The organism is Nocardioides sp. GY 10113, assembly GCF_004919105.1.
GTDB lineage: Bacteria > Actinomycetota > Actinomycetes > Propionibacteriales > Nocardioidaceae > Nocardioides.
In genome coordinates this window covers 46,852-72,662 of record NZ_STGK01000016.1, presented here as the reverse complement: position 1 = coordinate 72,662, position 25,811 = coordinate 46,852, and the positions used below count along the sequence as shown (strand labels likewise).

Annotated in this window: 28 protein-coding genes; 12 read left to right on the top strand and 16 right to left on the bottom strand. The window is 73.9% G+C overall.

Annotated elements, in window-relative coordinates:
• Positions 1–62: 62 nt before the first annotated feature.
• Positions 63–776, bottom strand: coding sequence for a hypothetical protein (locus E8D34_RS17325; RefSeq protein ID WP_136595914.1), 714 nt, complete (start codon positions 774–776; stop codon positions 63–65).
• Between the two features lie 110 nt (positions 777–886).
• Between E8D34_RS17325 and aat the strand changes: the two genes are divergently transcribed.
• Both aat and E8D34_RS17315 read left to right on the top strand, forming a co-directional pair.
• Positions 887–1,567, top strand: coding sequence for a leucyl/phenylalanyl-tRNA--protein transferase (aat, locus tag E8D34_RS17320; RefSeq protein ID WP_168929499.1), 681 nt, complete (start codon positions 887–889; stop codon positions 1,565–1,567).
• A gap of 32 nt (positions 1,568–1,599) precedes the next feature.
• Positions 1,600–2,079, top strand: a complete 480-nt coding sequence (locus E8D34_RS17315) for a hypothetical protein (RefSeq protein ID WP_136595912.1) — start codon at positions 1,600–1,602, stop codon at positions 2,077–2,079.
• Positions 2,080–2,094: 15 nt separating this feature from the next.
• On the opposite strand, the gene E8D34_RS17310 is transcribed toward E8D34_RS17315, so the two are convergent.
• Positions 2,095–2,436: a rhodanese-like domain-containing protein gene (locus E8D34_RS17310; protein WP_136595911.1), complete on the bottom strand. Its 342-nt coding sequence runs from the start codon at positions 2,434–2,436 to the stop codon at positions 2,095–2,097.
• Between the two features lie 145 nt (positions 2,437–2,581).
• On the opposite strand from E8D34_RS17310, the gene E8D34_RS17305 reads away from it, so the two are divergent.
• Positions 2,582–3,250 (top strand): DUF4396 domain-containing protein, encoded by a 669-nt coding sequence (locus E8D34_RS17305; RefSeq protein WP_240771426.1) that lies wholly within the window; start codon positions 2,582–2,584, stop codon positions 3,248–3,250.
• 1 nt (position 3,251) lies between these two features.
• Here E8D34_RS17305 and E8D34_RS17300 read toward each other — a convergent pair whose 3' ends face one another.
• On the bottom strand, positions 3,252–4,142 hold the full coding sequence (locus tag E8D34_RS17300; protein ID WP_136595910.1) for a DNA-formamidopyrimidine glycosylase family protein: 891 nt from the start codon (positions 4,140–4,142) through the stop codon (positions 3,252–3,254).
• A gap of 117 nt (positions 4,143–4,259) precedes the next feature.
• Here E8D34_RS17300 and E8D34_RS17295 point away from each other — a divergent pair, with 117 nt between their 5' ends.
• Complete coding sequence (locus tag E8D34_RS17295; RefSeq protein WP_136595909.1) at positions 4,260–5,456, top strand: ATP-binding protein; 1,197 nt, start codon at positions 4,260–4,262, stop codon at positions 5,454–5,456.
• A gap of 7 nt (positions 5,457–5,463) precedes the next feature.
• Here the strand turns inward: E8D34_RS17295 and E8D34_RS17290 are convergent, their stop codons facing one another.
• The 5 genes from E8D34_RS17290 to E8D34_RS21115 all read right to left on the bottom strand — a co-directional run bounded on the left by E8D34_RS17290 (position 5,464) and on the right by E8D34_RS21115 (position 11,086).
• Positions 5,464–6,429, bottom strand: a complete 966-nt coding sequence (locus E8D34_RS17290; protein WP_168929496.1) for a phosphatase PAP2 family protein — start codon at positions 6,427–6,429, stop codon at positions 5,464–5,466.
• A gap of 133 nt (positions 6,430–6,562) precedes the next feature.
• Positions 6,563–8,071 carry a hypothetical protein gene (locus tag E8D34_RS17285; protein WP_136595907.1) on the bottom strand — a complete coding sequence of 503 codons (1,509 nt, stop codon included), beginning with the start codon at positions 8,069–8,071 and terminating at the stop codon, positions 6,563–6,565.
• Between the two features lie 93 nt (positions 8,072–8,164).
• A complete protein-coding gene (locus E8D34_RS17280; protein ID WP_136595906.1) occupies positions 8,165–9,673 on the bottom strand; it encodes a hypothetical protein in 1,509 nt (502 codons plus the stop codon).
• A 185-nt stretch (positions 9,674–9,858) separates the two neighbouring features.
• Positions 9,859–10,689, bottom strand: coding sequence for a putative protein N(5)-glutamine methyltransferase (locus tag E8D34_RS17275; protein WP_136595905.1), 831 nt, complete (start codon positions 10,687–10,689; stop codon positions 9,859–9,861).
• Positions 10,690–10,723: 34 nt separating this feature from the next.
• Positions 10,724–11,086, bottom strand: a complete 363-nt coding sequence (locus E8D34_RS21115) for a PspC domain-containing protein (protein WP_206056776.1) — start codon at positions 11,084–11,086, stop codon at positions 10,724–10,726.
• 139 nt (positions 11,087–11,225) lie between these two features.
• Here E8D34_RS21115 and E8D34_RS17265 point away from each other — a divergent pair, with 139 nt between their 5' ends.
• On the top strand, positions 11,226–12,023 hold the full coding sequence (locus tag E8D34_RS17265; RefSeq protein ID WP_136595904.1) for a glycerophosphodiester phosphodiesterase family protein: 798 nt from the start codon (positions 11,226–11,228) through the stop codon (positions 12,021–12,023).
• Between the two features lie 10 nt (positions 12,024–12,033).
• A complete protein-coding gene (locus tag E8D34_RS17260) occupies positions 12,034–12,993 on the top strand; it encodes a DUF5926 family protein (protein ID WP_136595903.1) in 960 nt (319 codons plus the stop codon).
• 144 nt (positions 12,994–13,137) lie between these two features.
• On the opposite strand, the gene E8D34_RS17255 is transcribed toward E8D34_RS17260, so the two are convergent.
• From E8D34_RS17255 to E8D34_RS17245, 3 genes are all read right to left on the bottom strand, one after another.
• On the bottom strand, positions 13,138–13,500 hold the full coding sequence (locus E8D34_RS17255; protein ID WP_136595902.1) for a cyclic nucleotide-binding domain-containing protein: 363 nt from the start codon (positions 13,498–13,500) through the stop codon (positions 13,138–13,140).
• 108 nt (positions 13,501–13,608) lie between these two features.
• The gene (locus tag E8D34_RS17250) at positions 13,609–14,838 is read right to left on the bottom strand and encodes an arginine deiminase (protein ID WP_136595901.1); all 1,230 of its coding nucleotides are present in this window, start codon (positions 14,836–14,838) and stop codon (positions 13,609–13,611) included.
• Positions 14,839–14,908: 70 nt separating this feature from the next.
• A complete protein-coding gene (locus E8D34_RS17245; protein ID WP_136595900.1) occupies positions 14,909–15,739 on the bottom strand; it encodes a prephenate dehydratase in 831 nt (276 codons plus the stop codon).
• A gap of 81 nt (positions 15,740–15,820) precedes the next feature.
• Between E8D34_RS17245 and E8D34_RS17240 the strand changes: the two genes are divergently transcribed.
• Entirely contained in the window at positions 15,821–16,213 is a 393-nt protein-coding gene (locus E8D34_RS17240) for a DUF4446 family protein (protein ID WP_136595899.1), read from the top strand.
• 77 nt (positions 16,214–16,290) lie between these two features.
• Here E8D34_RS17240 and E8D34_RS17235 read toward each other — a convergent pair whose 3' ends face one another.
• Positions 16,291–17,868: a diacylglycerol kinase family protein gene (locus E8D34_RS17235; protein ID WP_240771424.1), complete on the bottom strand. Its 1,578-nt coding sequence runs from the start codon at positions 17,866–17,868 to the stop codon at positions 16,291–16,293.
• Between the two features lie 70 nt (positions 17,869–17,938).
• On the opposite strand from E8D34_RS17235, the gene E8D34_RS17230 reads away from it, so the two are divergent.
• From E8D34_RS17230 to E8D34_RS17215, 4 genes are all read left to right on the top strand, one after another.
• Positions 17,939–18,946, top strand: coding sequence for an aldo/keto reductase (locus E8D34_RS17230; protein WP_136595898.1), 1,008 nt, complete (start codon positions 17,939–17,941; stop codon positions 18,944–18,946).
• Between the two features lie 317 nt (positions 18,947–19,263).
• Positions 19,264–20,556 carry a serine--tRNA ligase gene (gene serS, locus E8D34_RS17225; protein ID WP_136595897.1) on the top strand — a complete coding sequence of 431 codons (1,293 nt, stop codon included), beginning with the start codon at positions 19,264–19,266 and terminating at the stop codon, positions 20,554–20,556.
• The gene (locus tag E8D34_RS17220) at positions 20,549–21,442 is read left to right on the top strand and encodes an HAD family hydrolase (RefSeq protein WP_136595896.1); all 894 of its coding nucleotides are present in this window, start codon (positions 20,549–20,551) and stop codon (positions 21,440–21,442) included. The genes serS and E8D34_RS17220 overlap by 8 nt, the downstream gene beginning before the upstream one ends.
• On the top strand, positions 21,439–22,173 hold the full coding sequence (locus E8D34_RS17215; protein ID WP_136595895.1) for a hypothetical protein: 735 nt from the start codon (positions 21,439–21,441) through the stop codon (positions 22,171–22,173). Before E8D34_RS17220 ends, E8D34_RS17215 begins: the two co-directional genes overlap by 4 nt.
• A 28-nt stretch (positions 22,174–22,201) precedes the next feature.
• On the opposite strand, the gene E8D34_RS17210 is transcribed toward E8D34_RS17215, so the two are convergent.
• The 4 genes from E8D34_RS17210 to E8D34_RS17195 all read right to left on the bottom strand — a co-directional run bounded on the left by E8D34_RS17210 (position 22,202) and on the right by E8D34_RS17195 (position 24,870).
• Entirely contained in the window at positions 22,202–22,819 is a 618-nt protein-coding gene (locus tag E8D34_RS17210; protein WP_136595894.1) for a bacterial proteasome activator family protein, read from the bottom strand.
• Between the two features lie 54 nt (positions 22,820–22,873).
• Entirely contained in the window at positions 22,874–23,848 is a 975-nt protein-coding gene (locus E8D34_RS17205; RefSeq protein WP_136595893.1) for an NAD(P)H-quinone oxidoreductase, read from the bottom strand.
• A gap of 42 nt (positions 23,849–23,890) precedes the next feature.
• Entirely contained in the window at positions 23,891–24,229 is a 339-nt protein-coding gene (locus E8D34_RS17200) for a DUF6457 domain-containing protein (RefSeq protein ID WP_136595892.1), read from the bottom strand.
• Between the two features lie 68 nt (positions 24,230–24,297).
• A complete protein-coding gene (locus E8D34_RS17195; protein WP_240771423.1) occupies positions 24,298–24,870 on the bottom strand; it encodes an NTP transferase domain-containing protein in 573 nt (190 codons plus the stop codon).
• A gap of 127 nt (positions 24,871–24,997) precedes the next feature.
• Here E8D34_RS17195 and E8D34_RS17190 point away from each other — a divergent pair, with 127 nt between their 5' ends.
• Positions 24,998–25,804, top strand: coding sequence for a carbon-nitrogen hydrolase family protein (locus E8D34_RS17190; protein WP_240771422.1), 807 nt, complete (start codon positions 24,998–25,000; stop codon positions 25,802–25,804).
• Positions 25,805–25,811 lie beyond the last annotated feature (7 nt).

The window sequence follows — 25,811 nt, the reverse complement described above, 5'->3', positions numbered from 1 at the left end:
CCTCGCGCCCACTGGTACCGAACTCCCGGCTCGGGGGTGCCTGATCCCCGGCTCGGGGGTGCCTAAGCCCCGGCTCGGGCGTGGGGCGGACGGGCGCGCAGCTCCTTGGCGGCGTACCGCCCGACCTTCCAGGTGGTCGCGCCGTCGGTGACCATGCCGACCCCGCCGCCGAGCAGCGGGATCTTGCGGCCGACAGTGGTGAAGACCCGCTTGCCGACCACCCGGGAGATCAGCTCGCCGGCGAGCACGCCGGAGACGAGCCGGTCCATCTCCGGGTCGACGACGGGGGCGGTGGCGATCGCCATCGGCGTCGCGGGGATCCGGCGCGCCCTCAGCAGGGTCTCCACGGTGTCCTCGCCGAGCAGCGTCACCGTGATCGCGTTGCCGACGCGCGGGTCGGCCAGGTCGTAGCCGCGCAGGTGCGCGATGCCGGCGACCATCCGGGACTGGATCACCGTCACCGCGGCGATGTTGGCCGGAGCGGTGACCGCTGCGGCGACCAGGCCGCCCAGGTTGGTCACGAAGCCCTCGATGCTGGCGTGCATCACGTTGTTCTCGATGACCTCGCGGATCGCCTTGTCGCGGTCCCCGCGCTGCTCGCGCAGCTGCTCCTCGGCGGCCTCGGCGGCGGGCTTGAGCGGCCCGATGCCGTGGATCGCACGGTGGAGCGCCTCCCGGACGAACGTCTCGGTCAGCCCGGGCATCAGCGCCGGCGCCCGGGGCGCCAGCTGGCGCGCGGCACCGGCGGCTGCTCCCCTCGTCCACGCGTTGGCCATGTGCCCATCCAACCAGCCGACGCCAACGGGCTCGCGCGGCCCGCCGGCTCCGGCGTACTAGCGTGCGGAGGGTGTCCACCCCGCCGGTCGAGCCGCCCCCGAGTCGTTGGGTGCTGCCCACGGCCGAGGAGCTGGCCGGGCTGCCCGAGGACGAGGGCGACCTGATCGCCGTCGGCGCGGACCTGGAGCCGGGGACGATCCTTGCCGCCTACCGGTCCGGCCTGTTCCCGATGCCCGAGGACCGGCGCACCATCGGGTGGTGGAGCCCGGCACGTCGCGGGGTGCTGCCGCTGGACCGGCTGCACGTCTCCCGGTCGCTGCGGCGCAGCCGCCGCGACTTCGAGATCACCGTCGACACCGCGTTCGACGCGGTGGTCGAGGGCTGCGCCGACCCGCGTCGTCCGCACGGCTGGATCGACGGCCGGATCAAGAGGGCGTACGGCGACCTGCACCGCCTCGGCTGGGCGCACTCGGTGGAGGTGTGGCGTGACGGCCACCTGGTCGGTGGGCTGTACGGGATCTCCGTGGGCGGGCTGTTCGCCGGTGAGTCGATGTTCCACCGCGAGCGGGACGCCTCGAAGGTGGCGCTGGTCGGCCTGGTCGAGGTGCTCCGGGCGGACGCGGCCGGTGCGGCCGGACGGCGGCTGATCGACGTGCAGTGGTCGACCGAGCACCTCGCCACCCTGGGGGTGATCGAGCGGACCCGGGCGACCTATCTCGCCCAGTTGCCGGCGCTGCTCGACGTGCCCCAGCCGGTGTGGGAGGCGCCCAGCGGTGCCGGCGCTGGCTAGGCTCGCCGCGCCCTCCCGAAAGGACCCCATGCATGACCCGTCACACCCGCCCGTTCCGCGGCACCGCCGCTGCCGTCGTACTGCTCGGCGGGCTGATCGGCCCGTTGGCGGCCTGCGGCGGCGACGGCGAGACGGGAGGCGCGGGCGAGGGGACCTCCGCCCAGGACGCGCCCACGGACGCGCCGCTGGAGAGGTTCTGCGAGCTGGCGAACGACTCGTCGTGGATGACCGAGGTGGCCGACGGTGACTACGCCGGCATGGCCGACGCCCTGCACGCCTACGTCGCGGAGCTGGAGGAGCTGGGCACGCCGGCCGACATCCCGGCCGACGCGCGGGAGGGCTTCGTGATCCTGAACGACGCGGTCGCGCGGATCACCGCCGAGGGCCTGGAGAAGGTCGACAACTCGGCCGACCTCGACGGCGCCGACCCGTTCGGGATCGACCTGACCGCCGAGCAGCAGGACAAGATCAACGCCTACAACGTCTACCAGGCCGAGGCCTGCGCGGACTGACCGGCTGGTCCGGCGTCAGCCGACGTACGGCGCCGCATCGCCGTCGGCGACCATCGGCCGCCCCGCCGCCTGCCAGTCGAGCATCCCGCCGGCGAGGTTGACGACCTCGTAGCCCTGCTGGGCGAGGTAGGCGGTCGCCTGCGCGCTGCGCCCGCCGACCTTGCAGACCACGAGCGTCTGCACCGCCTCGATCGCGGCGACCTCGCCGACCCGCGCGGGCAGCTCCATCAGCGGGATGTGCAGCGCGCCCTCGATGTGCCCGGCGGCCCACTCGTGGTGCTCGCGCACGTCGAGGATCGCGAGGCCCGCGGGCAGCGGGTCGGGGACGCCGTCGATGGCGACGGTGGGGACGTTCATGGCAGGCCTCTCTGAGCGGTGGGCGTGCCGCCCAGCATTCACCACACTGGGTGATGTCGAACATTCCCGACCCAATGGGAATATACCCCCGGGGGGTATATGTTGGGGGGTGTACCCCAGCACTCCGACGACCAGGGCGGCGATCATGGAAGCAACGCACCAGCAGCACACCGGTCACGCGCACCACCAGGGCCACCAGGGCCACGAAGGTCACCAGGGCCACGACGCTCACCAGGGCCACGACGAGCACGCGGCCACGCCGCGGATGGCGGCCTCCGCCACCCTGCACTGCCTCACCGGGTGCGCCATCGGCGAGATCATGGGCCTGACGATCGGCACGGCGGTCGGCCTCGCGAACGGCTGGACGATCGCGCTCTCGGTGGGGCTCGCGTTCCTGTTCGGCTACACGCTCTCCACCCTGCCGCTGCTCAAGGCCGGCCTGGGCGTCGCGGCCGCGCTCAGCGTGGTGCTGGCTGCCGACACGCTGTCCATCGCGACGATGGAGCTGGTCGACAACGCGGTGATGGCGGTGATCCCCGGCGCGATGGACGCCGGCCTGGTCAACGCCGTCTTCTGGCTGAGCATGGCGCTCGCGCTGGCGGTGGCGTTCGTGGCGGCGTACCCGGTCAACCTCTACCTGCTCGGCCGGGGCAAGGGGCATGCGCTGACGCACGGCTACCACGGCGCGGACGCCGCGTCCGAGGGCTGGCGGCGCTGGATCCCCGCCTTCTCCACCGGCGCCCTGGTCGCCGTGCTCGTCGCGTTCATGCTCGGCGGCCTGGTCGTCTCGCTCGCCGAGCACGCCGGCTGGTGAGCTACTTGAGCAGCCTGCTCATCCGCCGGTCCGCGAGCGGCTTGCCGCCCGTCTGACAGGTCGCGCAGTACTGCAGGCTGGAGTCGGCGAAGGACACCTCGCGGACCACGTCGCCGCAGACCGGGCACTGCTGCCCGGTCCGCCCGTGGACCGCGAGGTGCGACTTCTTCTCGGCCTTCAGCTCGCTGGCGGCCAGCCCGCGGGAGCGCTCGACGGCGTCGCCCAGCGTGCTCCGGACCGCCTCGTAGAGAGTGCTCAGCTCGTCGTCGGAGAGCCCGTCGGCCGGCTTGAACGGGCTCATCCGCGCCGCGTGCAGGATCTCGTCGGAGTAGGCGTTGCCGATCCCGGCGATGGTGCCCTGGTGGCGCAGGACGCCCTTGAGCTGCTTGCGTCCCTCGGCGGTGAGGATCTCGGCCAGCGCCTCGCGGGTGAACGTCTCGGCCAGCGGGTCGGGGCCGAGCGAGGCGATCCCCGGCACGTCGTGCGGGTCGCGGACCAGGTAGCAGGCCAACGACTTCTTGGTGCCCGCCTCGGTGACGTCGAGCCCCGGCGTCGCGTCGCCCGCGTCGTCCGGACCCGGGGAGAGCACCACCCGCACGGCGAGCGTCGACTTGGTGCTCGGCTTCGGCGGCAGCGCCGGCACCTCGTCCTTCCATCGCACCCAGCCCGCCCGCGCCAGGTGGAGGACGAGGTGCAGGCCGCCGGCCTCGATGTCGAGGAACTTCCCGTGCCGCCGTACGCCGTCCACGAGCGCGCCCTCGAGCGCCGAGAGTGGCGGGTCGTAGGTCTTCAGCGCGCTGAACTGGGGGACGTGGACCTTGGTGATCGCACGGCCGGAGAGCCGGCCGGACAGGTCCTGGGCCAGCGCCTCCACCTCGGGTAGCTCGGGCACCCGGCCAGCCTAGGCAACGGGTGGGACGCAGGGCGCGGGATCGCGCCTCTCGATCGGTCGATGCGACACGCTATCGATCTCTAAGGAATCTCCTAGACATCTCGATACCGTCCGATCGTGGACCCGATCCGGAACCCTTACGCGCCGGGCGCCGGCCAGCGGCCGCCCGAGCTGGCGGGCCGTGACGAGCAGCTCGCCGCCTTCGACGTGGTGCTGGAGCGGGTCGCCCGCGGCCGCCCCGAGCGGAGCCTGGTGCTGACCGGGCTGCGCGGCGTCGGCAAGACGGTGCTGCTCAACGCGCTGCGCTCGGCCGCGGTCCGCAAGGGCTGGGGGACGGGCAAGCTGGAGGCCCGCCCCGACCAGTCGCTGCGTCGTCCGCTCTCCTCGGCCCTGCACCAGGCGGTGCGCGAGCTCGGCCACCCGGAGGCCGACGAGGCCGACCACGTGCTCGGCGTGATCCGCTCCTTCGTGCACCGCGAGGCCGGGGCCGACGCCAGGCTCAAGGACCGGTGGAGCCCCGGCATCGACGTCGCCGCGGTACGCGGCCGCGCCGACTCCGGCGACATCGAGATCGACCTGGTCGAGCTGCTCACCGACGTCGGCGGCCTGGCCGCGGACGTCGGCAAGGGCGTCGCGGTCTTCATCGACGAGATGCAGGACCTCGGCCCCGACGACATCTCAGCGCTCTGCGCCGCCTGCCACGAGCTGAGCCAGAACGGGCTGCCGGTGATCGTGGTCGGCGCCGGCCTGCCGCACCTCCCGGCCGTGCTGAGCGCCAGCAAGTCCTACTCCGAGCGCCTCTTCTCCTACCAGCGGATCGACCGGCTCTCCCGGGAGGCGGCCGACCGCGCGCTGAGCGCACCGGCCGAGGACGAGGACGCCTGCTTCACCCAGGACGCGCTGGCGGCGATGTACGAGGCGACCGGCGGCTACCCGTACTTCATCCAAGCCTACGGCAAGACGGTGTGGGACCTGGCCCCGCGCTCGCCGATCACCGCCGACGACGTCGCGGTCGCCGCGCCCGAGGCCGAGCGCGAGCTGGCGGTCGGCTTCTTCGGCTCCCGGTACGAGCGCGCGACCCCCGGCGAGCGGGACTACCTGCGGGCGATGGCCGATGCCGCCGGCGAGGAGGCCGACGACCCGGTGGGCTCGGTGGCCACCTCCGACGTCGCGGTGGTGCTGGGCAAGAAGCCCCAGTCGCTCTCCCCGGCCAGGGACAACCTGCTCAAGAAGGGCCTGATCTACTCCGGCGAACGGGGACGGATCGCGTTCACGGTGCCGCACTTCGGCCGCTACCTGCGGTCCCAGGCGTGACACCGGGTCACCGGTGGACCGGTGACCCCGACCCCACGGCTTCCGGCGCGCCGCGTCGAGCCTCCCACGCCGCCCAGAACGCCATCACCAGCGCCACCAGCAGCGCTCCGGCGATCACGTCGACCACGTAGTGCTCGGCGTAGTAGACCAGCATGAAGGACATCGCGACCGGGTAGAGCAGCAGCAGCCAGCGCCAGCCGCCGGTGAGGCGGGTGACGACGTACCAGGCGACGAGGATCGACAGCGCGGCGTGCAGGGACGGCATCGCCGCCACCTGGTTGCCGACCGCCGACACCCGCTGGTGCGCGCCCCCGCCTCCGGTGCTCAGGTCGAACCAGCCGCGCCCGGTGATCCGGGCGATGTCGTCGGTCAGGTAGCCGTCGCGGGAGGCCATCCACGGCGGCGCCATCGGGTAGAGCACGTAGATCGTCACACCGACCGTGATCACCGAGAGGTAGCGGCGCATGTAGCGGATCCACTCGGGGCGGTCGCGCTTCCACAGGTACCCCGCGACCACGAGCGCGGCGAAGAAGTGGGTGTTGTAGACGGTGGTCAGCGCCACGTCGTACCAGGCCGGGGGTGACGACCGCTCGCACGGCACCCCGCACAGGTGGGCCTGGAGGTACTCGGTCGGCAGGACGCCGCCGAAGAGCCAGCGGTCGGCGTCGATCGGCTCGGTGACGTGCACGTCGAAGAGCCCCAGGTCGTCCGAGAGCCCGCGGCTGTAGAGGTAGACGACCAGCACCGCGAACGGCGGCCACCAGTCACGCAGGAAGGCCAGGTGATCGCGCAGCGGCCGCCGTACGTCCCAGGCGATGGTGGCCATCCAGAGCCAGCCGACCACCTCGACCGACTGCTTCGGCATCCCGAACCACCGTACGTAGGCGACCAGCGCCAGCACGCAGGCCACCGCGCCCGCCGCCCGGGGGGCGTCGAGCATGGGCCGCCGGTCCGTCAGCTCCTCGCCACTCACGCCGCCCTCCATCGAGGAGGTCAGCGGAGCACAACCTCCGAACCGTGCGATTCGTCACCGGACGCCCATCGTCGCGGCCGCGGCTCGGGGAGCGCAACCACCGTCGACCGGGTCCGGTCTCACCTGGCCCGGGTCAGGCGGCCGGGTCCACGATCCGCCCGCCGGTGCGGAGCCACCAGTCGGCCGCCTCGCGGACCTCCGCGGCGACGTCGGGGTCCTCGGCCAGCTCGCGGAGGACCGGGTGCTGGGCGAGCCCGGCCGCGAGCATCGCGTCCTCGCGGGTGACGTCGGAGTCGAGGAGCTCCCGCACGCGGGGCCCGGACGGTGCCTGGCCGGCCATGGCGACGACCCGCAGCCCGAAGCCGACCCGGTGCGGATCCGTCGAGGCGAGCAGCGCCTGGACCGCGGGTCCGTCGGTCGACGACATCAGGTTGCCGAACAGGTCGCGCAGGCGTGACCTGGTGAGGTCGTCGACCTCGGTGCCCGCCAGCCGTGCCGCCGCGTCGACCGTCGCGGACGCGAACGGCGAGGCGGCGATGAGGAAGCTCGAGGTGGCCGCGTGGGCGGCCCGGAAGTCGTAGAGCGCCTCGAAGAGCAGCCTGGTCAGCAGGGTCTCGCCCGGTCGGCCGGCGGCGACCTCGGCAGCGAGCTCGCCGGCGGCGGTGTAGTGGGCGTTGAGGCGGGTGCGGGTCCAGTGCGGCGGCCGGCTGGGCTGCGGCAGGAGCTGTCGCACCTCCGGCGGTACGGCGCCGCGCAGCGCCGGGTGGGACGCAGCGAGGGTGCTGCTCAGCACGGCGCCGCGCTGCGGGTCCGCCGCCGCCAGGCCGGCGGCGGCCACGAACCGAGGCGCGACCGCGGCCCACTGCCGCTCGTCGATCCCGCCGACGTAGCGCAGGTTCTGCAGGCCGAGGCAGGCGGCGCGGGCGATCAGGTAGCAGGGGGAGTCGAGCCGCTCGGCGGCCCAGTCCAGCACCTCGACCGAGGGGCGCTCGCACACGGCACAGACCACGCCGGCGAGTCGCTGCGCGCCGGGCCGGTCGACGCTGGCGGAGGCGACCTCGAACACCACGTCGGCGTACCGACCGCAGCGCAGCCTGGCCAGCGCGTCGTACCGCTGCTGGTAGCTGACGCCACCCGCGCGCGCCAGCTCGGAGGCGAGCCGTTCGACGACGGGCGCCATCTGCTGGTGGGGCAGCCCGAACGTGCCGTCGGTGTGCGCCTCGGCGAACCGCATCCAGTCCGACCCGGTCGGGCGCGCGTCGGGGTCGAGTACGGCGGCACAGACCGTCGAGAAGGCGTCCAGCGACGTCGGCGCCGGCAGCGGCGCGACGTCGACGGGCCGGTACTCGTAGGTCCGGCACAGGATGTCGATCGGCGCCCGCAGCGCGCCGTAGGGCAGGCCCAGCCCGCGCTCGTAGCCCTCGATCAGGGTGCTGTTGCGCTCGCCGCTGACCTCGACCCGCGAGAGCGCGGTGACCGAGGTGGAGGTGCCCAGGTCGGCCATCCGGGCCTGGAGCTCGCGGAGGCTGAGTCCACGATGGATCCGCCACACGCGCAGCAGCCAGCCGATGCGGGCGGGGAGGTCGATCCGGGACCCGTCGAGCGGGGTCCGGTCATCGATCTCCAGCGGGGGGCGAGGCATGCGCACATGATGACCCAGGCCCGCCGCGGAGGTTCCCGCGGATGGCCTGATCGGGAGTCGGGGGAGTGTGCCGGAGGCCTCGCGCCGCGCTGCTCAGGCGGCGGGATCCACGATCCGCCCACCGGTCGCGCGCCACCACCCGGCCGCCTCGCGGATCCGGGGGTCGGCCCCGGGGTCCGCGGCCAGCTCGGCGAGCAGCGGGTGCTCGGCCATCCCGGCGGCCAGCAGCGCGTTCTCCTCGGTGATCCGCTCGGCCAGCAGCGCGCGCAGCTCCGGCGTGGCCGGGGCGCGACCCGCCAGCGCGTCGATGCGCAGGCCCACGTCGACGAGGTGCGGGTCCTCCGAGGCGAGCAGGGGCTGGCTGTCCAGGTCGTCGGTGGGGTACATCAGGTTGCCGAAGGTGTCCCGCAGTCGGCTCCGGGTGAGCGGGTCGAGGTCCGCGGCGGCCATCCGGCCGAGCGCCGCGACGAACGCCGGGGCGAACGGCGATGCCGCGATCAGGTAGCTCGAGGTGACCGCGTGGGCCGCCCGGAAGTCGTACAGCGCCTCGAACACCAGCCGGGTCAGCATGGTCTCGCCGGGCAGGGAGTCCGCGACCTCGGCGGCCAGGGCGGCGGCCGCGCTGTAGTGGACGTTCAGGCGGTTCCTGGTCCACCGCGGTGGCCGCGGCGGGTCCGGCAGCGAGGCCCTGACCGTCGGCGGCACCGCCGCCCGCAACGCGGGGTGGGACGCCGCGAGCATGCTGCTGAGGGTCACGCCACGTGAGGGGTCGGTGTCGATCAGGTCGGCGGCGGCGGCGACCCGGGGCGCCACGTCGGCCCACTCCTCGGCGTCGAGGCCGCCGACGAACCGCAGGTTCTGCAGACCCAGGCACGCCGCACGGGCGATCAGGTGGCAGGGGTCGTCCAGGAGGCCGGCGCACCAGTCGAGCACCTGTGTCGAGGGCCGCTCGCACACGGCGCTCATCAGGTCCGGCAGTCGCTGGGCACCCGGTACGGCGATCGCGGCGGCGACGACGTCGAAGACCACGTCGCCGTAGCGGCCGCAGCGGAGCCGCGCCAGGGCGTCGTACCGCTGCTGGTAGCCGGTGCCGACCGACCGACCCAGCTCCTGGGCCAGCCGGGCGACGACCGGTTCCATCTCGCGGCGCGGCAGCCCGAAGACGCCGTCGGTGTGCGCCTCGGCGAACCGCATCCAGTCGCGACCGGTGGGCCGGGCGCCGGGACCGTCGACGGCGCCGCAGATCGTCGAGAAGGTCTCCAGCGAGGTCGACGGGATCAGTGGCGCGACATCGGCGGGCCGGTAGTCGTAGGTCCGACACAGCACGTCGATCGGTGCGCGCAGCGCGCCGTGCGGCAGGCCGAGCCCGCGCTCGTACCCCTCGATCAGGGTGCTGTTGCGCTCGCCGCTGACCTCGACCCGCGACAGGGCGGTGACCGAGGTGGACGTGCCCAGGTCCGCGAGCCGCGTCTGGAGCTCGCGCAGGCTGATCCCGCGGTGGGTCCGCCAGCTGCGCAGCAGCCAGCCGATGCGGGCCGGGAGGTCGATCTGGGCCCCGTCGAGCGGGGTCCGGTCATCGATCTCCAACGGTGGGCGAGGCACACCGCCATCATCGCCCAGACCCCCGACGGTTGTTCCACTCATGCGGCCGGTCCGGAACAACCGTCTGGACCGCTGTGCCGGGTGGGACGATGGTCGCCGGCCGGGGAGGTCGCTCGGGTCCAGCTGTGGGGATGGACCGTCGGCCTCGGAGGTTGCCCCTGACCGGCACTGGGACAGAGTGCCGGTCAGCGGAGGCCGCGCACCGCCGTCGCGCCCCGGTCGGGCTGATGGTGGACGGTGGCCGTGAGTCCCGCATCGCGGAGCGCCGCGGCCGCCGCCCCCGCCTGTCCCGTGTGCGGCGCACCGGTCTCCACCAGCAGCGCACCACCGGGCCGTAGCCAGGCCGGGGCCGCTGCGGCCACCCGCCGGATCAGGTCGAGCCCGTCGGCGCCCCCGTCGGTGGCGCCACGCGGCTCGTGGTCGCGCGACTCGGCAGGCATCAGCGACCGCGCCGTGGTCGGCACGTACGGCATGTTGGCCACCACCACGTCCACGGCGCCGCGCAGCGTCGCTGGCAGCGGGGTGAGGAGGTCGCCCAGGTGGACGGCCGAGGGGGTGCTCAGCCGGGAGAGGTTCCGGCGGGCGCAGGCCACGGCGATGGGGTCGCTGTCGACGGCGTACAAGCGGGTGGACGGCCGGCGTGCGGCCACGGCCACGGCCAACGCGCCGCTCCCGCAGCCCACGTCGACCAGCGTCCCACCCGAGGACGGCAGCGCCGCCGCCGCCAGCTCGACCAGCCACACCGAGCGGCTGCGGGGGATGAAGACCCCCGGGTCGAGCGTCAGTCGGTGGCCGTCGAAGTCCACCCACCCGACCAGGTGCTCGAGGGGCTCGCCCGCGGCGCGTCGGGCCAGCAGCGTCGCGAGCCGGTCGGGGTCGCCGGCGGCGGCCTCGCGCAGGTGCGCGGCCTCCTCCTCGGCGAACACACAACCGGCGGCGCGCAGGGCGGCGACCACGGCGTCCGTGCGCGGGTCGTCGGCCGGGTCGTCGGCCGGGTCGTCGGCCGGGTCGGTCACGGGCCCAGGGTAGGCGGCCCGGGACGATGGCCGCTCAGTCCTGCGGCATCAGGATCCAGCCGGCGAGGTAGACCAGGATCGCCGCGCCGCCGGTGAAGACCGCCGCGGCGACCATCAGCAGCCGGACCAGCGTGGCATCGATGTCGAGGTAGGCGGCCGCGCCCCCGCAGACGCCGGCGATCATCTTGTCGCTGCTGCTGCGGGTCAGTCGCTTCGGCCCGCCGCCGGCAGGGGCCTCCCCGTAGCTCGGCGGGGTGTAGGGCGGGGTGTACGGCGGCGGGGGCGCCTGGTGGGTCGGCGGGGCCTGGTTGGTCGGGGCCTCGGCGTGGGGGGCCTCGGTGTGGGGGGCCTCGGCCGGGGCGTCGTCGGGATCGGGGGTGGAGTACGGGTTGCTCATGTCACCAGCGTGCCCGGTCGCACCCCCACGGCCCATCCGGGCCCGCCCTGAGTCACCCCTGGTCCGACCCCGGGGGCCGGGGTGTCCGGACCGCCACCGCGATGCCGTGGCCCGGGTCCCGGGCTGACACAATCGGGCCATGCGGCCCCAGGTCGTCGCCCATCGGGGCGCCAGTCACGAGTTGGCCGAGCACACCCTCGGGGCCTATGTCGCCGCCCTGGACGCCGGGGCCGAAGCACTCGAGTGCGACGTTCGGCTCACCGCCGACGGCCACCTGGTCTGCGTGCACGACCGGACGCTGCGCCGGACCGGCGGCGGTCGGGGGATCGTCTCGACGATGGAGCTGGCCGACCTCTCCGAGCTCGACTTCGCCGCGTGGAAGAACCCGTGGGCCGAGCTCGACGACGAGGCGCCCGAGCGCGACCACTCGATGGACAGCGTGCTCACGCTGCGCCGGCTGCTGGAGACGGTCGCCGACTACGACCGGCCGGTCGAGGTGGCGATCGAGACCAAGCACCCGACCCGGTACGGCGGACTCGTCGAGCGACGCCTGGTCGAGGTGCTGAGCGACTTCGGCTGGACCCGGGCGGGGGCGCCGGTGCGGGTGATGAGCTTCTCCTTCACCGCGCTGCAGCGCGTGGAGCGGCTGGCGCCCGAGGTGCAGCTCGTGCAGCTGGTCGACAAGCCGAACTACTGGCCGATGCTGCGCCGGCTGGTGGGCCCCGACTGGCAGCTGGGCCCCGGGATCAACCTGCTCCAGGAGCACCCCAAGGTGGTGGCGAGCATGCGGCGTACCGGCCGCGAGCTGCACGTGTGGGTGGTGAACTCGGAGGCGGACCTGCAGCTGTGCCTGGACGCCGGGGCGAAGGCCGTGATCACCGACCGCCCGGGCCACATGCTCGACCTGCTCGACCGGCGGGACCGGGCCGGGAAGTAGGTTGGCGTCCATGGCCAAGCGTTCCCGCTCCAAGTCCTCCGGATCGTCCTCTCGGTCCGCCTCCGGGTCGACCGCCACCGCTCCGGGTGAGGTCGGGCCGCGCCAGCCGTGCCCGTGCGGCTCGGGCAAGCGGTACAAGGCCTGTCATGGCGCCCCCGGCGGCGGCCAGGTCTTCGTCAAGCGACCGTTCGAGGGGTTCGCGTCGGAGTGCGACATCGTCGCGCTGCGCGAGCTGGTGCCGGCGGCGACGGCGCCCCTCACCCTGACCGAGGAGTACGGCGGCCGCACCGTCAAGCTCTGCACGCTGCTGCCGATGGCGGCGCCGGCGATGGTCCGCGACAGCGGCGAGATCTGGCTGGGCCTGCAGGTCCAGCACGGCTTCGGCGACCCGGCCCGCGACCTGGCCGCGGTGCTGCTCAAGGCGCTGGACGCCGAGCCGGGCGTGATCGGCCTGACCGAGGCGCCGGCGCCGGGCCCGCGCCTGCAGGACGTCGTCGTCGACGGCCCGTTGGAGGTCTCGGTGCGCGAGGGCTTCGAGTTCTGGGTCGAGGACATGGACGAGTCCAGCGAGCTGGCCGCCGCCCTGGAGCAGGCCGACGGCGCCGCCGCGCCGACCGCTCGCCTGACCGGTGTCACGGCGGCGTACTGGACCCGGATGGGTGCCAAGGAGCACCTGCGCTGGGTGATGCCGGAGCCCGAGGACGCCCTGCTCACCGCCCTGGCGCGGTTGCACGTGAAGGGCGACGACGTGATCGTCCCGGACGCGCGCCTGGTCGGCATGTTCCGCGCCCACGGACTGCTGGCCCCCGTCTGGGACCTGCCCGTCGGCACCGGCCCGGAGCCGCTCGAGGAGGCCGCCGTGGCGTTCAAGGAGAAGCTGGACGCGGCGCTCGCCGACGACGCCGAGCTGACCCAGGAGGAGCGCTCCGCGCGCAGCGGCCTGGCGAACCGCCAGGTCACCATCCGCTGACCTGGGGCTGGTCGAGGCGCGACGAGCGTAGCGAGGAGCCTCGAAGCCAGGGCACCGCACCCCGTCAGGGGAGCGGTGGTTTCGAGGCTCGCTCCGCTCGCACCTCAACCACCGGCTGCGCTCGCGCCGCGCCCCGGTCGCGGATCAGGCGCGCGACTGCGCCACGGCGACCAGCGCGTCGTGGAACGACGGCCAGTCGGCGTCGAGCTCGCGCAGCGTCTCGTCGGTGAGGTGGATCGTCTCCAGCGGGGTCAGCGCGACCACGCTGGCGTTGCGCAGCTTGTTGCCGACGATCGCGGCCTCGCCGACGATGTCGCCGGGGCCGAGCTGGGCGATCTCGGCGCCGTCGCGGCGCACCGAGGCGGTGCCGTCGAGGATGATGTAGGCCTTGTCGGCCGGGGTGTCCTCCCAGATCGGCGACCAGCCCTGCGGGAGCTTCACCCGCCGACCTGCGCCGCTGATCCGCGCGATCTCCTTCGGCGTGAAGTGCTCGAAGAACGTGGTCATGGGTCCCTCCGGGGTCCGATCCGCCCGTCGGCGCGGACGCGCGTCGACGATGACACCCTGTTCAACGGACGTCCGGGGGTCCGGGTCACGCCCGGGGGACGAGCCGGATCAGGCCAGCGAGTCCCGCAGGATCGGGCAGCTCATGCAGCGCGGGCCGCCGCGGCCGGAGCCGAGCTCGGAGCCGGCGATCCGGACCACCTCGATCCCCGCCGCCTCGAGGCGTGCGTTGGTGCCGTCGTTGCGCTCGTAGGCGACCGCCAGGCGAGGGGCCAGGGCGAGGGTGTTGTTGCCGTCGTCCCACTGCTCGCGCTCCGCGGTGACCGGGTCCAGACCGGTGTCGAGGTGGTGCAGGGCGTCGATCCGCATCGCCGTCGCCGCGGCGCGCAGGAACGGCTCGGCCTCGGAGATCCGCAGCCGCACCGTGCCGTCGTCGGCGGGCTCGTCGGCCGTCAGGGTGTACGCCGTCAGCGTGTCCGCCACGTTGGGGTACATCAGGATCTTGTCGGTGTCGACCATCGTGCACACGGTGTCCAGGTGCATCGTGGCCCGTTCCTGGGCGATCGGGACCACCAGCACGCTCTGCGCCAGGCCGTCCTCGAACAGGTGGCGGGCCAGCCGCTCCGCGCCGGCGGGCGTGGTCCGCTCGCCCACCCCCACCGCGACCACGCCGGGGGCCAGGAGCAGCACGTCGCCGCCCTCGACGTGCTCCAGGCCGTGGCCGTGGACGCGCGTCTCGCCGGCGAACCGGGGGTGGAACCGGTAGATCAGGTCGGTCAGCTGCGTCTCGCGCTTGCGCGCCGGCATCGCCAGCGAGGTCACCGCGACCCGGTCGGCCAGCCAGATCGAGGAGTCCCGGGTGAAGAGCAGGTTCGGCAGCGGGTCGATCGCGAACCAGTCGGCCGGCATCATCGTGGTCACCAGCGACCCGGGCACCGTGGACCGGACCTCGTCGTTGCGGATCCCGGCGGTCAGGTGGCCGGTCAGCTCCTCGGGGGTGGCGTCGTCGAGGAATCCGCGCAGGTGGCCGCGGAGCGCGTCGCCCAGGTCGAGCCCGTCGCGGCCGGTCAGGGTGCCCTCGATCGCCACCCGCCGCGCCTCGGGGTCGGCGAGCGTCTCGGTGAGCAGGTCGGTCAGGTAGAGCACCTCGACGTCACGGTCGCGCAGCGCCTGCGCGAAGGCGTCGTGCTCCTCCTGCGCGTGCGCCACCCACGGAATCCCGTCGAACAGCAGGCGGTCGTTGTTGCGCGGGGTGAGCCGCTTGAGCTCCGCGCCCGGCCGGTGCAGCATCACCGTCCGCAGTCGCCCGACCTCGCTGTCCACTCCCACGTCGTACGCCATGTGTCGACCCTATGCGGGCCGGGCGGCGGCCGGGCGGAAGGGGTGCGCCGCGTGCCCCCGATCGGCCCGCTCAGCCCCGGAACGGGTCGGCGGGGTAGACGCCGAGCACCTTCACCTCGTCGGTGAAGAAGGCGAGCTCCTCCAGTGCCCGCGCCAGCGGCGGGTCGTCGGGGTGGCCGTCGACCTCGGCCAGGAACTGGGTCGCGGCGAACTGGCCGCCCACCATGTAGCTCTCCAGCTTGGTCATGTTGATGCCGTTGGTCGCGAACCCGCCGAGCGCCTTGTAGAGCGCTGCGGGGATGTTGCGGACGTTGAAGACGAACGTCGTGACGATGGGGCCTCCGTCGGCCGGCGGCACGACGAAGTCGCGGGAGAGCACCACGAACCGGGTGGTGTTGTGGTCCTCGTCCTCGACGTCCTCGCGCAGGATCTCCAGGCCGTAGATCTCCGCGGCCAGCGAGGGAGCGATCGCGGCCTGGGTGACGTCCTTGGCCTCGGCCACCTCCCGCGCGGCGCCCGCGGTGTCGCCGGAGATCTGCGGGGTCAGGCCCAGGTCGCTGATCACCTTGCGGCACTGGCCGAGTGCGTGCACGTGGCTGTGCACGGTCCGGATGGTCTCGGTCGTCGCGCCCGGGGTGGCCATCAGCATGAACTGGATGCGCAGGAAGTGCTCGCCGATGATGTGCAGGCCCGAGTCGGGCAGGAAGTGGTGGATGTCGGCCACCCGTCCGGCGATCGAGTTGTCGATCGGGATCATCGCCAGATCGGCCTCGCCGTTGGTCACCGCTGCGAACGCCGCCTCGAACGACGCGCAGGGGACCGGCTCGGCGTCCGGGTAGGCCTGCTTGCAGACGAGGTGGGAGTTGGCGCCGGGCTCTCCCTGGTAGGCGATGCGCTGCATGCGGCTCAGGTTAGTGGTCGCCGGGGCCGCGCCTGGCGGGTCGGCCGGAGGTGGGACGCTGCGCGAACTACCCTCGCCGCCATGGAACTGCTGCTCTCCGGTCTGGCCCTCGTCCTCGCCGCGGCCGCGCTGGCCGTCGCGGTGCTCGGACGGCGCCGCTCCGGCGCCGGCTCCGACCTCCCCGAGGACGTCCCGGGCCTGCGCGCCGAGGTGGCCGCCCTGCGGGCCGAGGCGGCGGGTGCGCTGCGCCACCTCGCGGTGGTCCGGTACGACGCGTTCGAGGAGATGGGCGGGCGGCTCTCCTGGTCGCTGGCCCTGCTGGACGACGGCGGCGACGGCGTGGTGCTGACCTCGATCCGGGGCCGCAACGAGGCCCGCACCTACGCGAAGTCGGTGGCGGCGTGGAGCAGCGACCAGGAGCTCTCCCCGGAGGAGGGCGAGGCGGTCGCCCACGCCCGCATGGCGCGGCTGTGAGGTTCAGGTCGCGCCTGCTGGGTCGTGTGCCTCAGCACGCCGTATAGCGGGACCTCAGGCACACGACCGCGCGGAGGTCAGCGGGGGACCCGCACGAGCAGCCGACCGTGGATGCACTCCATGGCCAGCTCCCGGCCGGTGCCGATCGTGTCGCCGTCCAGCTGCCGGGGCACGTCCTGGGAGGCGCGGACCACCACCGTGCGACCGGTCATCCGGGCCAGCGACTCCCCGGCCTTCGCCTCGCGTCGGGTGAGCACCCGCAGCACCAGCGGGATCCACGACCAGAACCGCCGCGGGTAGAGCAGCACGACGTCGAGCTGGCCGTCGTCGATCGTGGCGTCCGGGAGCAGTGCCATGCCGCCCTGCAGGCTGCCGACGTTGCCGATCACGCAGGTCCGGGCGCGGTGCTTGGTGAACGGGCCGCCGTCGACGGAGACCTCCAGCCTCATCGCCGGGAACATCAGGGCCTTCAGCCCGGACAGCACGTAGGCCAGCCAGCCGACCTTCTTCTTGATGTCCTCGTTGACGCCCTCCATGATCGCGGCGTCGAAGCCCAGCCCCGCCATCACCATGAAGTGCGTCTTCTCCAGGCCGTCGCCGGTCACCTCGACCATGTCGATCGCCCGGTCCTGGCCGGTCAGCGCGATGTCGATGGCCGCCCGGATGAACAGCGGGATGTCCAGGTTGCGGGCGAGCAGGTTGCCGGTGCCGGCGGGGATGATCCCGACCGGGATGCCGGTGCCGGCGAGCTCGGCGCAGACCTCGCGGACCGTGCCGTCCCCGCCGCAGACGATGACCAGGTCGGCACCGTCGATCGCGGCCTGCTCGGCCTGCCCGGTGCCGGGGTCCTCGACGGTGGTGAGGTGCCAGGTCGGGTCGTTCCATCCGGCCTCGCGGGCCATCGTGGTCACCAGCGTCTGGAACTGCGGGACCGAGTCGACCTTGATCGGGTTGAGCACCACCGCCAGGTCGCGGCCGGCGGCGAAGGGCTCGGCGAGCGGCTCGGCCTTGCGCGCGTGGCTGCGCGGCAACGGGCTGTAGAGGGCGAGCCCGAGCAGCACGCTGGCGGCGCCCAGCAGCAGGCCGCCGACCACGTCGGTCGGGTAGTGCCGGCCGAGCAGCACCCGGTCGGCGGCGACCACCAGCACGGCCAGCACCACCAGTACGTCGAGCAGCCGGCGGATCGCTGCGCGACGGACCAGCATCGTGATCAGCACCAGCAGCAGCCCGCCGAGCGCGGCGGCGGACGACGCGTGCGCGGACGGGAACGCCGGGCTGCTCAGGTAGAAGTCCGGGTCCTGCCAGGCGGGGCGGTCCCGCGCGATCCCCAGCTTGACCAGCCGGGTGGCGAGCCCGCAGCCGGCCATCACCGCGGCGATCAGCACGGCCGCGCGACGGTGGCCGCGGAACCACATGGCCGCCGCCAGGACGATCGCGTACACCGTCATCGGGACGGCGGCGAAGGCCAGCTCGACCATCCGCAGCACGTGGGGCAGCACCGCTCCGTCGATCGCCCACGCGCTCGCGGGCTGGCCCCGGTCGTCGAGATCGACCAGCCAGGCCCACTCCGCGGTGACCCCGACCGCCAGCGTCGTGAACGCGGCGAGGCAGACGAGGGCCCAGATCAGCGGGGTCAGGCGGGGTCGGTCGAGCACGCCGCGAGGATAGGGCACCGCGGGGGTGCCGCCGGTCCTGTCGGGGTGCGCGACCGCTAGCGTCGGTGGGATGAGCCACACCGCCGCCGTCTCCGATGCCCCGGTTCCGCTGCGTCGCCTCGGTCGCTCCGGCCTCGCGGTCTCGGCCGTCGGCCTGGGCTGCAACGTGCTCGGACGCCCCGGCGCGGCCAGCGAGACGCAGCGCGGCTCGGACCAGGTGGTCGGCGCCGCGCTCGACGCCGGGATCACGCTCTTCGACGTCGCCGACATCTACGGCGCCACCCCCGGGCTCGCCGAGGAGCGGCTCGGCAAGGCGCTGGGCCGGCGGCGCGACGAGGCGATCGTGGCGACCAAGTTCGGGATGGACATGGGCGGCGCGAACGGCCCCGACTTCGGCGCCCGCGGCTCGCGCCGCTACCTCAAGAACGCCGTCGAGGCGTCGCTGCGCCGGCTCGGTACCGACTGGATCGACCTCTACCAGTTCCACACCCCCGACCCGCTGACCCCGATCGAGGAGACCCTGGCGGCGCTCGACGAGCTGGTCGCGGAGGGCAAGGTCCGCTACCTGGGCCACTCCAACCGGTCCGGCTGGCAGATCGCGCAGGCCGAGTACGTCGCCCGCGAGCTCGGCACGGAGCGGTTCATCTCCAGCCAGAGCCACTACAACCTGCTCGACCGTCGCGCGGAGCTCGAGGTGCTGCCGGCCAGCCGGGAGCTGGGGCTCGGCGTGCTGCCGTACTTCCCGCTCGCCAACGGGCTGCTCACCGGCAAGTACGCCGCCGGCACGGCCGCCGCGGGCACGCGGCTCTCCACCACCCGCCAGCACCTGCTGGAGGAGGCGGTCTCCCCGCGGATGCGTGCGTACGGCGAGTTCGCCGGCGAGCGCGGGATCAGCGAGGTCACCGTCGCGATCGGCTGGCTGCTCGCACAGGAGCCGGTGGCCAGCGTGATCGCCGGCGCCACCCGACCGGAGCAGGTGGCAGCCAACGCGGCCGCGTCCTCCTGGGTGGCTACCCCGGAGGACCTGGCCGAGCTGGACGAGCTCTTCCCCGCACCGGAGAAGGTCGCCCTGTACTGACTCGACGGGCTGGGCGCTCCGGCCGGTCGAGCGGCGCCATTCCCCACCCCCCAGTTGGGAATTGACCGCCCTCGAGCCGGACCGGCCCAGCAACGGGTCGGACGAGTCCGACGAGTCGAGGTCCCCGAGGTCCTCGCCGCCCCTATCGGCTGACGTGCCACCGGTCTCAAGGCGGGACAGGGTCCCAATTTCTGGCGCGGGACCGGGGCCCGCCCCGCCCGGACCGCGGGGGCGGGGCCCGTGCGTCGTGCCCGAGCCGCTGTCCGGGGCCTCGCCCGAGTCGGCGGGGAAGCGGTCCTCCCGGATAGCCTCGTCCCATGATCGACCCGCGCACCCTTCGTGACGAGCCCGACCGCGTCCGCGCCGCCCAGGCCAAGCGCGGCCTGTCCGACGACGTCGTGGACCGCGCGCTGTCCGCCGACGCCGCCCGCCGGGAGGCGATCTCCACGTTCGAGGCCAAGCGTGCCGAGCAGAAGCAGCTCGGCGCGTTGATCCCCCGGGCGCAGGGCGAGGAGAAGCAGGAGCTGCTGGCCCGGACCAAGGCCCTGGCCGCCGAGGTGAAGGCCGCCGAGGCCGCTCGCGGCGAGGCCGAGGCCGAGTGGACCGCCGCCCTGGGCAGCATCCCGAACCTGGCCGCGGAGGAGACGCCCGCCGGCGGCGAGGACGACTTCGTCGTCATCGAGCACGTCGGCACCCCGCGTGAGTTCGACTTCGAGCCGCGCGACCACGTCGAGCTCGGCAAGCTCCTGGGCGCGATCGACCTCGAGCGCGGCGCGAAGGTCTCCGGCTCGCGCTTCTACTTCCTCACCGGCGTCGGCGCCCAGCTCGAGCTGGCGCTGGTCAACATGGCCATGGACCAGGCCCGCGAAGCCGGCTTCACCCAGGTGATCGCGCCGTCGCTGGTCAAGCCGCGCGCGATGGACGGCACCGGGTTCCTCGGCCAGGCCGCCGACGACGTCTACCGGATCGAGGGCGAGGACCTCTACCTGGTCGGCACCTCGGAGGTGCCGATGGCGGCGTACCACTCCGACGAGATCCTCGACGCGGCCACGCTGCCCAAGCGGTACGCCGCCTTCAGCCCCTGCTTCCGCAAGGAGGCGGGCTCGCACGGCAAGGACACCAAGGGCATCATCCGGGTGCACTGGTTCGACAAGGTGGAGATGTTCGTCTACACCACCCCGGAGGAGTCCTACGCCGAGCACGAGCGGCTGCTGGCCTGGGAGAAGGAGTTCCTGGACAAGCTCGAGCTGGCCTACCGGGTGGTCGACATCGCAGCCGGCGACCTGGGCCTGAGCGCGATCCGGAAGTTCGACTGCGAGGCGTGGATCCCCACGCAGGGCAAGTACCGCGAGCTCACCTCGACCTCGAACTGCACCGAGTTCCAGGCCCGCCGCCTCGACATCCGGACCCGCTCCGAGGAGGGCCCGACCACGCCGGTGGCCACCCTCAACGGCACGCTCACCGCGATCACCCGCACCATCGTGGCGATCCTGGAGACCCACCAGCAGGCCGACGGCTCGGTGCGGGTGCCGAAGGCGCTGCAGCCCTACCTCGGCGGCCTCGAGGTCCTGGCGCCGGTCGGCGCGGCCCAGGGGGCCGTCGATGGCTGAGCGCCTGCCCGTGGCTGCATCGGCCAAGGAGCCGCTGCCCGCCGGCTGGCAACCGAAGATCGTCGCGCTCGACATCGACGGCACGCTGCTGCGCTGGATCGACGGACAGGGCGCCAGCCACGAGGAGGTCACCACGGCCGTCCACGACGCCGTGCAGTCCGTCCTGGACGCCGGTTGCCACGTGGTGCTGGCGTCGGGGCGGGCCCCGCACAACATGACCGTGGTCGCCGACCTGCTCAAGCTGCACGGCCACGGCGAGCAGCTGTGGGTCGTCGCCGCCAACGGCGCCGTGGTCTTCCGCTACCCGCCGATGGAGGTGGTCCACGAGGTCACCTTCGATGCCGCGCCGGCGGTGCGTGCCGTCCTCGAGCGGCACCCGGAGGCGCTGGTCGCGGTCGAGGAGCGGGGCGTCGGCTACCGCGTCTCGGCCCCGTTCCCCGACGGCGAGCTGGGTGGCAACACCACCGTCGCCGACGTGGAGGACATGGTCTCGGCGCCGGTCAGCCGCGTGATCATCCGTGACCCCAAGGCCACCGTGGAGGAGTTCGTCGCGCTCGCCGAGGGGCTCGGCCTGCACGGCACCGACTACGCGATCGGCTGGACCGCCTGGCTGGACCTCGCGCCGGTCGGCGTCTCGAAGGCCTCCGGCCTCTCCTACGTCGCCGAGGCCCTCGGCCTCGCCGCCGACGACGTCCTGGCGATCGGCGATGGCCGCAACGACCTGGAGATGCTCACCTGGGCGCGGCGCGGCGTCGCGATGGGCCAGGCCATCGACGAGGTGAAGCAGACCGCGGACGCGGTCACCGCATCGGTCAACGAGGACGGCGCGGCGGTCGAGATCCGGCGCTGGTTCCCGGGTGCCTCGTCTGCTGGGATGGGCGCGTGACCGGCTCCCCGCGCCCGCGCTCGGGCGCGCAGCGCCGACTGCTCCCGACCGCCCTCGCCCTGCTCGTCGTCGCCGCCGTGCCGGTCGGTGCGGCGGGTACGGCGGGCGCCGCGCACGCCGCGACGACGCCGGTCCCCGGAGCCGTCCGTGCCGCGCTGCCCGCGGGCTGCGGCGACCTCGACCTCGCCGACGAGTCGGCCGTGGTGGCGCGCGCCGACAGCGTGGACGCCGTCTTCGCGGGCCGCGTGACCGGCCGCCAGCCGGTCAGCGCCGGCGGGCTGCGGATCAGCGGATGGGAGCACACGGTCGAGGTGACCAAGGGGTTCACCAGCCTGGCCGGCGCCGGCAGCACGCTGACCGTCGACATCTCCCACCCGCCGGGCGAGCCCCTGGTCGGCCGCCTGAAGAAGAACGCCACCTACCTGTTCTTCGGCACCGAGATCGGTCGCGGCGAGACTCCCGCCAGCAAGGCCGACTACGACGCCGACCCCTGCACCGGCGCGGTGCTGCTGCCCGACGGCCTGACCGCCGAGCTGGAGGGGCAGCTCGACGGCTACCTGCGGCCGGCGCCGCCCGCGGTGCCGACGCCGACCCTGACCACCGTCGAGGGTGCCGCCGTCGACCCGCCGTCCCTCGGCCGGCTGGTCGCGCCCGGTGCCGCGCTGGCGCTGGCCGGCCTGCTCGGGCTCGTCCTGGTCTCCTGGCTGGGCCGGGAGCGGCGGCACGCCTGATCCGGCGCCGCCCGGCCGGGTTCGCCGGCTAGAGGTACATGCCGCCGGGGCGGCCCTCCTCCGCGCCGTCGGGCTGGTGGGCCTCCGGGTGCGGCATGCCGGGCATCGGCGTGCCCTGGGGGAGCGCGCGCCGGATCTGCTCGAACTGGGCCCGGGCGGCCATCTGCTGGGCGTAGATCGCCGTCTGGATGCCGTGGAACAGCCCCTCCAGCCATCCGACCAGCTGGGCCTGGGCGATCCGGAGCTCGGCCTCCGAGGGCGTCGCGGCCTCGTCGAACGGCAGCGAGAGGCGCTCCAGCTCCTCGATCAGCTCGGGCGCCAGGCCCTGCTCCAGCTCCGAGATCGACGCGCGGTGGATCTCGGCGAGGCGCAGCCGGCTGGCCTCGTCCAGCGGCGCCGACTTCACCTCCTCCAGCAGCTGCCGGATCATGCTGCCGATACGCATCACCTTCGCGGGCTGCTCGACCAGGTCGGTGAGGGACCGTTCGCCGTCGTCCTCGCCCGCGTCCCCGGCGCCGTCGGCGACGTGCTCGGTCATCGCGCTCGCCGGCACCGAGCCGACGGGCTGCCCGTCGGGGCCGACCACGATGATCCGCTGCGGGTCGGCCGGGCCGGGCGCGTCCTGGGCGGAGGGCTTCTCGCTCATGTGCCTCACCCTAGCCAGCGCACCACAGCGCCAGCGGGCGAGCGCGCCACTCGGTCAGAAGGTCAGCAGCACCTTGCCGACGTTGTCGCCGTCCAGCAGCCGGTGGGCCTCGGCGACCTCCTCGATCGGCAGCGCCCTGCCGACCACCGGCAGCACCGAGCCGTCGGCCACCAGCGGCCAGACGTGCTCCACCACCGACGCGCAGATCCGCGCCTTGTCCTCGATCGGGCGCGAGCGCAGCGCGGTCGCGATCACCGCGCCCCGCTTGCCCAGGAGCTGGGCGATGTTCAGCTCCGCCTTGACCCCGCCCTGCATGCCGATGATCACCAGCCGGCCGGAGTCGGCGAGCACGTCGACGTTGCGGCCCAGGTACTTGGCGCCCATGTTGTCGAGCACGACGTCGGCCCCCGCACCGTCAGTGTGGGCGCGGACCACCTCCACGAAGTCCTCCTCGCGATAGTCGATGGCCACCTCGGCGCCGAGCTCGCGGCAGCGCTCGCGCTTCGCCTCGCTGCCGGCCGTGGTGAAGACGCGCGCCCCCATCGTGGAGGCGAGCTGGATGGCGAACGTGCCGATCCCGCCCCCTCCGCCGTGCACCAGGAACACCTCGTCGGGTCGCAGCCCCGCGACCATGAAGACGTTCGACCACACCGTGCACGCCACCTCCGGGAGCGCGGCCGCGGTGACCAGGTCGACCCCGGCGGGCACCGGCATCAGCTGGCCGGCCGGGACCGCCACCCGCTCGGCGTACCCGCCGCCGGCGAGCAGCGCGCAGACCTCGTCGCCGACCTCGAGGCCCTCGACGCCCTCGCCCACCTCGGCCACCGTGCCGGAGCACTCCAGCCCGAGGATCTCCGAGGCGCCTGGCGGGGGCGGGTAGAAGCCCTGGCGCTGCAGGAGGTCGGCGCGGTTGACGGCGGTGGCGGCCACCTGGACGACGACCTCGCCCGGACCCGCGACGGGGTCGGGGACGTCGGCGATGGTCAGGACCTCGGGTCCGCCGGGCTCGGTCACGGTGACGGCGCGCATGCCGCCAGTCTGCCCGGTCCGCGGTCGCCGGGCACGGGTGGCTCAGACGAGCGAGTCCTCGTCGTCGTACTCGTCCGCCGGCGCGTCCGCGGCCGGGAGCTCCTCGACCTCGACGTCCTCGATCTCCTCCTCGACCACGCCGGCGGGCCGGTCCCAGGCGTCGGCGAGGCCCTGGACCCGCTCGACCATCCGCTCGACGCGATCCGGGTCGGCATCGGTGGCGCCGGCCGCCACGCCGACCAGGAACGCCGTGACCGGTCCCGCGGCGGCGTGCACGTTCGCCACCGCCCGGTCGGCGAGGTCGTTGAGCAGCCCTTCGTCGGCCTCGGACTCGATGTCGAGGAGGTCGCAGACCTCATCGATCCAGTCGTGGAGGTTCACCCGACCAGAGTGACCTCCGCAGGGGGGCGAAGACAAGGGCCCCCGGGGTTGTCGGGCGGGGCTCGGGCTCAGTCCGCCGCGTCGCGCAGGTCGGCCCAGGTGTCGATGTCGCGGTGCTCGTCACCGATACCCGGTACCTCGACCAGGTCCAGCGGCGCCAGGAGCCGGTGCAGCGCCGCCCCGTGCTGGGCCTCGCGGTCGGGGCGGACCCGGTCCAGGCGGGCGAGGTCGACGACGAAGGCGAGCTGCCGCCGACCGCCCGGGTCGGTCAGCACCGCGCCGTCGTGGCCGAGCGCGGCGCGGTGCAGCCGGCGGAACGTGCTCGGGGTGAGGAACGGCATGTCGACGGCCAGCACCGCCAGGGTCGGCGTCCGCCGCAGCAGGTGGTCCCGCCCGGTGAGCAGGCCGGCCACCGGTCCGCCGTACGCCGGGTCCTCGACCACGAAGGTGACCGGTCGCTCGGTGGGCACCTGCTCGCCGACCACGACTACCTCGGCGGCGTCGACGACCGCGTCCAGACCGCGCTCGAGCAGTGTCCTGCCGTGGACCTCGATGGAGGCCTTGTCGAAGCCGCCGAGGCGGGTCGCGCGGCCGCCGGCGAGCACGACGGCGCAGAAGCTGGTCAGGTCCGCCTCGGTCACGTCCGCAGACTGACACATCGGGCACCGGCTCGGGTCGTGTGCCTGAGACATCGGCACAGCGGGGCCCGGGGCACACGAGCCGGGTGGGCGTCCCGCGGAGTTCCCCGAGTGCTGGCAGGCTGGGAGGGTGAGCCGCCGTACCGACCTGCCGCCCCCGCCCGCGCCGCTCAGGATCGCGCTGGTCCAGTCCGCGTCCGCCCTGGACCCGGCGATGAACCGGGCCGCGCTCGCCGACCTGGTGCCCGCCGGCGCCGACCTGGCGGTCCTGCCCGAGGCGTTCGCGCGGGACTTCGGCCCGCCCGGCTCCGACATCAGCGGGTACGCCGAGCCGATCGACGGCCCGTTCGCCACCGAGCTGGCGCGGGTGGCGGCGGAGCGCGGCGCGACCGTGGTCGCCGGCATGTTCGAGGTCGGTCCGGACCCGGCGCGGCCCTACAACACGCTCGCGCTGCGCGGCGGCGCCTCGGCGTCGTACCGCAAGGTGCACCTCTACGACTCCTTCGGCTACCGCGAGTCCGACCGACTCAGCCCCGGCCCGGTCGAGCCGTGCGTGGTCGAGGTCGCCGGATGGCGGGTGGGCCTGATGACCTGCTACGACCTGCGGTTCCCGGAGCTGGCGCGGGCGCTGGTCGACGCCGGCGCCGACCTGCTGGTGCTGCCCGCCGCCTGGGTGGCCGGCCCCGGCAAGGTGCACCACTGGCGCACGCTGGTCACGGCGCGGGCGATCGAGAACACCGTCTACGTCGCCGCCGTCGGCCAGCCGGGGCCGCGGTACTGCGGGAACAGCATCCTGGTGGACCCGGCCGGCGAGGTGGTGGCCGAGGTCGACGCCGGTGATGCGGCGGCGACCGGGGTGACGATCGGCGTGGCCGACCCCGCCGTCCTGGCGCGCGTCCGCGACGCCAACCCGTCGCTGCGCAACCGACGCTTGTAGGCTGACG

Bases quoted from the DNA above. Each gene is read 5' to 3' on its own strand.
- E8D34_RS17325 (WP_136595914.1), bottom strand. From the start codon at position 776: ATGGCCAACGCGTGGACGAGGGGAGCAGCCGCCGGTGCCGCGCGCCAG.
- E8D34_RS17315 (WP_136595912.1), top strand. From the start codon at position 1,600: ATGACCCGTCACACCCGCCCGTTCCGCGGCACCGCCGCTGCCGTCGTA.
- E8D34_RS17310 (WP_136595911.1), bottom strand. From the start codon at position 2,436: ATGAACGTCCCCACCGTCGCCATCGACGGCGTCCCCGACCCGCTGCCC.
- E8D34_RS17305 (WP_240771426.1), top strand. From the start codon at position 2,582: ATGGAAGCAACGCACCAGCAGCACACCGGTCACGCGCACCACCAGGGC.
- E8D34_RS17285 (WP_136595907.1), bottom strand. From the start codon at position 8,071: ATGCCTCGCCCCCCGCTGGAGATCGATGACCGGACCCCGCTCGACGGG.
- E8D34_RS21115 (WP_206056776.1), bottom strand. From the start codon at position 11,086: ATGAGCAACCCGTACTCCACCCCCGATCCCGACGACGCCCCGGCCGAG.
- E8D34_RS17265 (WP_136595904.1), top strand. From the start codon at position 11,226: ATGCGGCCCCAGGTCGTCGCCCATCGGGGCGCCAGTCACGAGTTGGCC.
- E8D34_RS17260 (WP_136595903.1), top strand. From the start codon at position 12,034: ATGGCCAAGCGTTCCCGCTCCAAGTCCTCCGGATCGTCCTCTCGGTCC.
- E8D34_RS17255 (WP_136595902.1), bottom strand. From the start codon at position 13,500: ATGACCACGTTCTTCGAGCACTTCACGCCGAAGGAGATCGCGCGGATC.
- E8D34_RS17250 (WP_136595901.1), bottom strand. From the start codon at position 14,838: ATGGCGTACGACGTGGGAGTGGACAGCGAGGTCGGGCGACTGCGGACG.
- E8D34_RS17245 (WP_136595900.1), bottom strand. From the start codon at position 15,739: ATGCAGCGCATCGCCTACCAGGGAGAGCCCGGCGCCAACTCCCACCTC.
- E8D34_RS17240 (WP_136595899.1), top strand. From the start codon at position 15,821: ATGGAACTGCTGCTCTCCGGTCTGGCCCTCGTCCTCGCCGCGGCCGCG.
- E8D34_RS17230 (WP_136595898.1), top strand. From the start codon at position 17,939: ATGAGCCACACCGCCGCCGTCTCCGATGCCCCGGTTCCGCTGCGTCGC.
- serS (WP_136595897.1), top strand. From the start codon at position 19,264: ATGATCGACCCGCGCACCCTTCGTGACGAGCCCGACCGCGTCCGCGCC.
- E8D34_RS17220 (WP_136595896.1), top strand. From the start codon at position 20,549: ATGGCTGAGCGCCTGCCCGTGGCTGCATCGGCCAAGGAGCCGCTGCCC.
- E8D34_RS17210 (WP_136595894.1), bottom strand. From the start codon at position 22,819: ATGAGCGAGAAGCCCTCCGCCCAGGACGCGCCCGGCCCGGCCGACCCG.
- E8D34_RS17205 (WP_136595893.1), bottom strand. From the start codon at position 23,848: ATGCGCGCCGTCACCGTGACCGAGCCCGGCGGACCCGAGGTCCTGACC.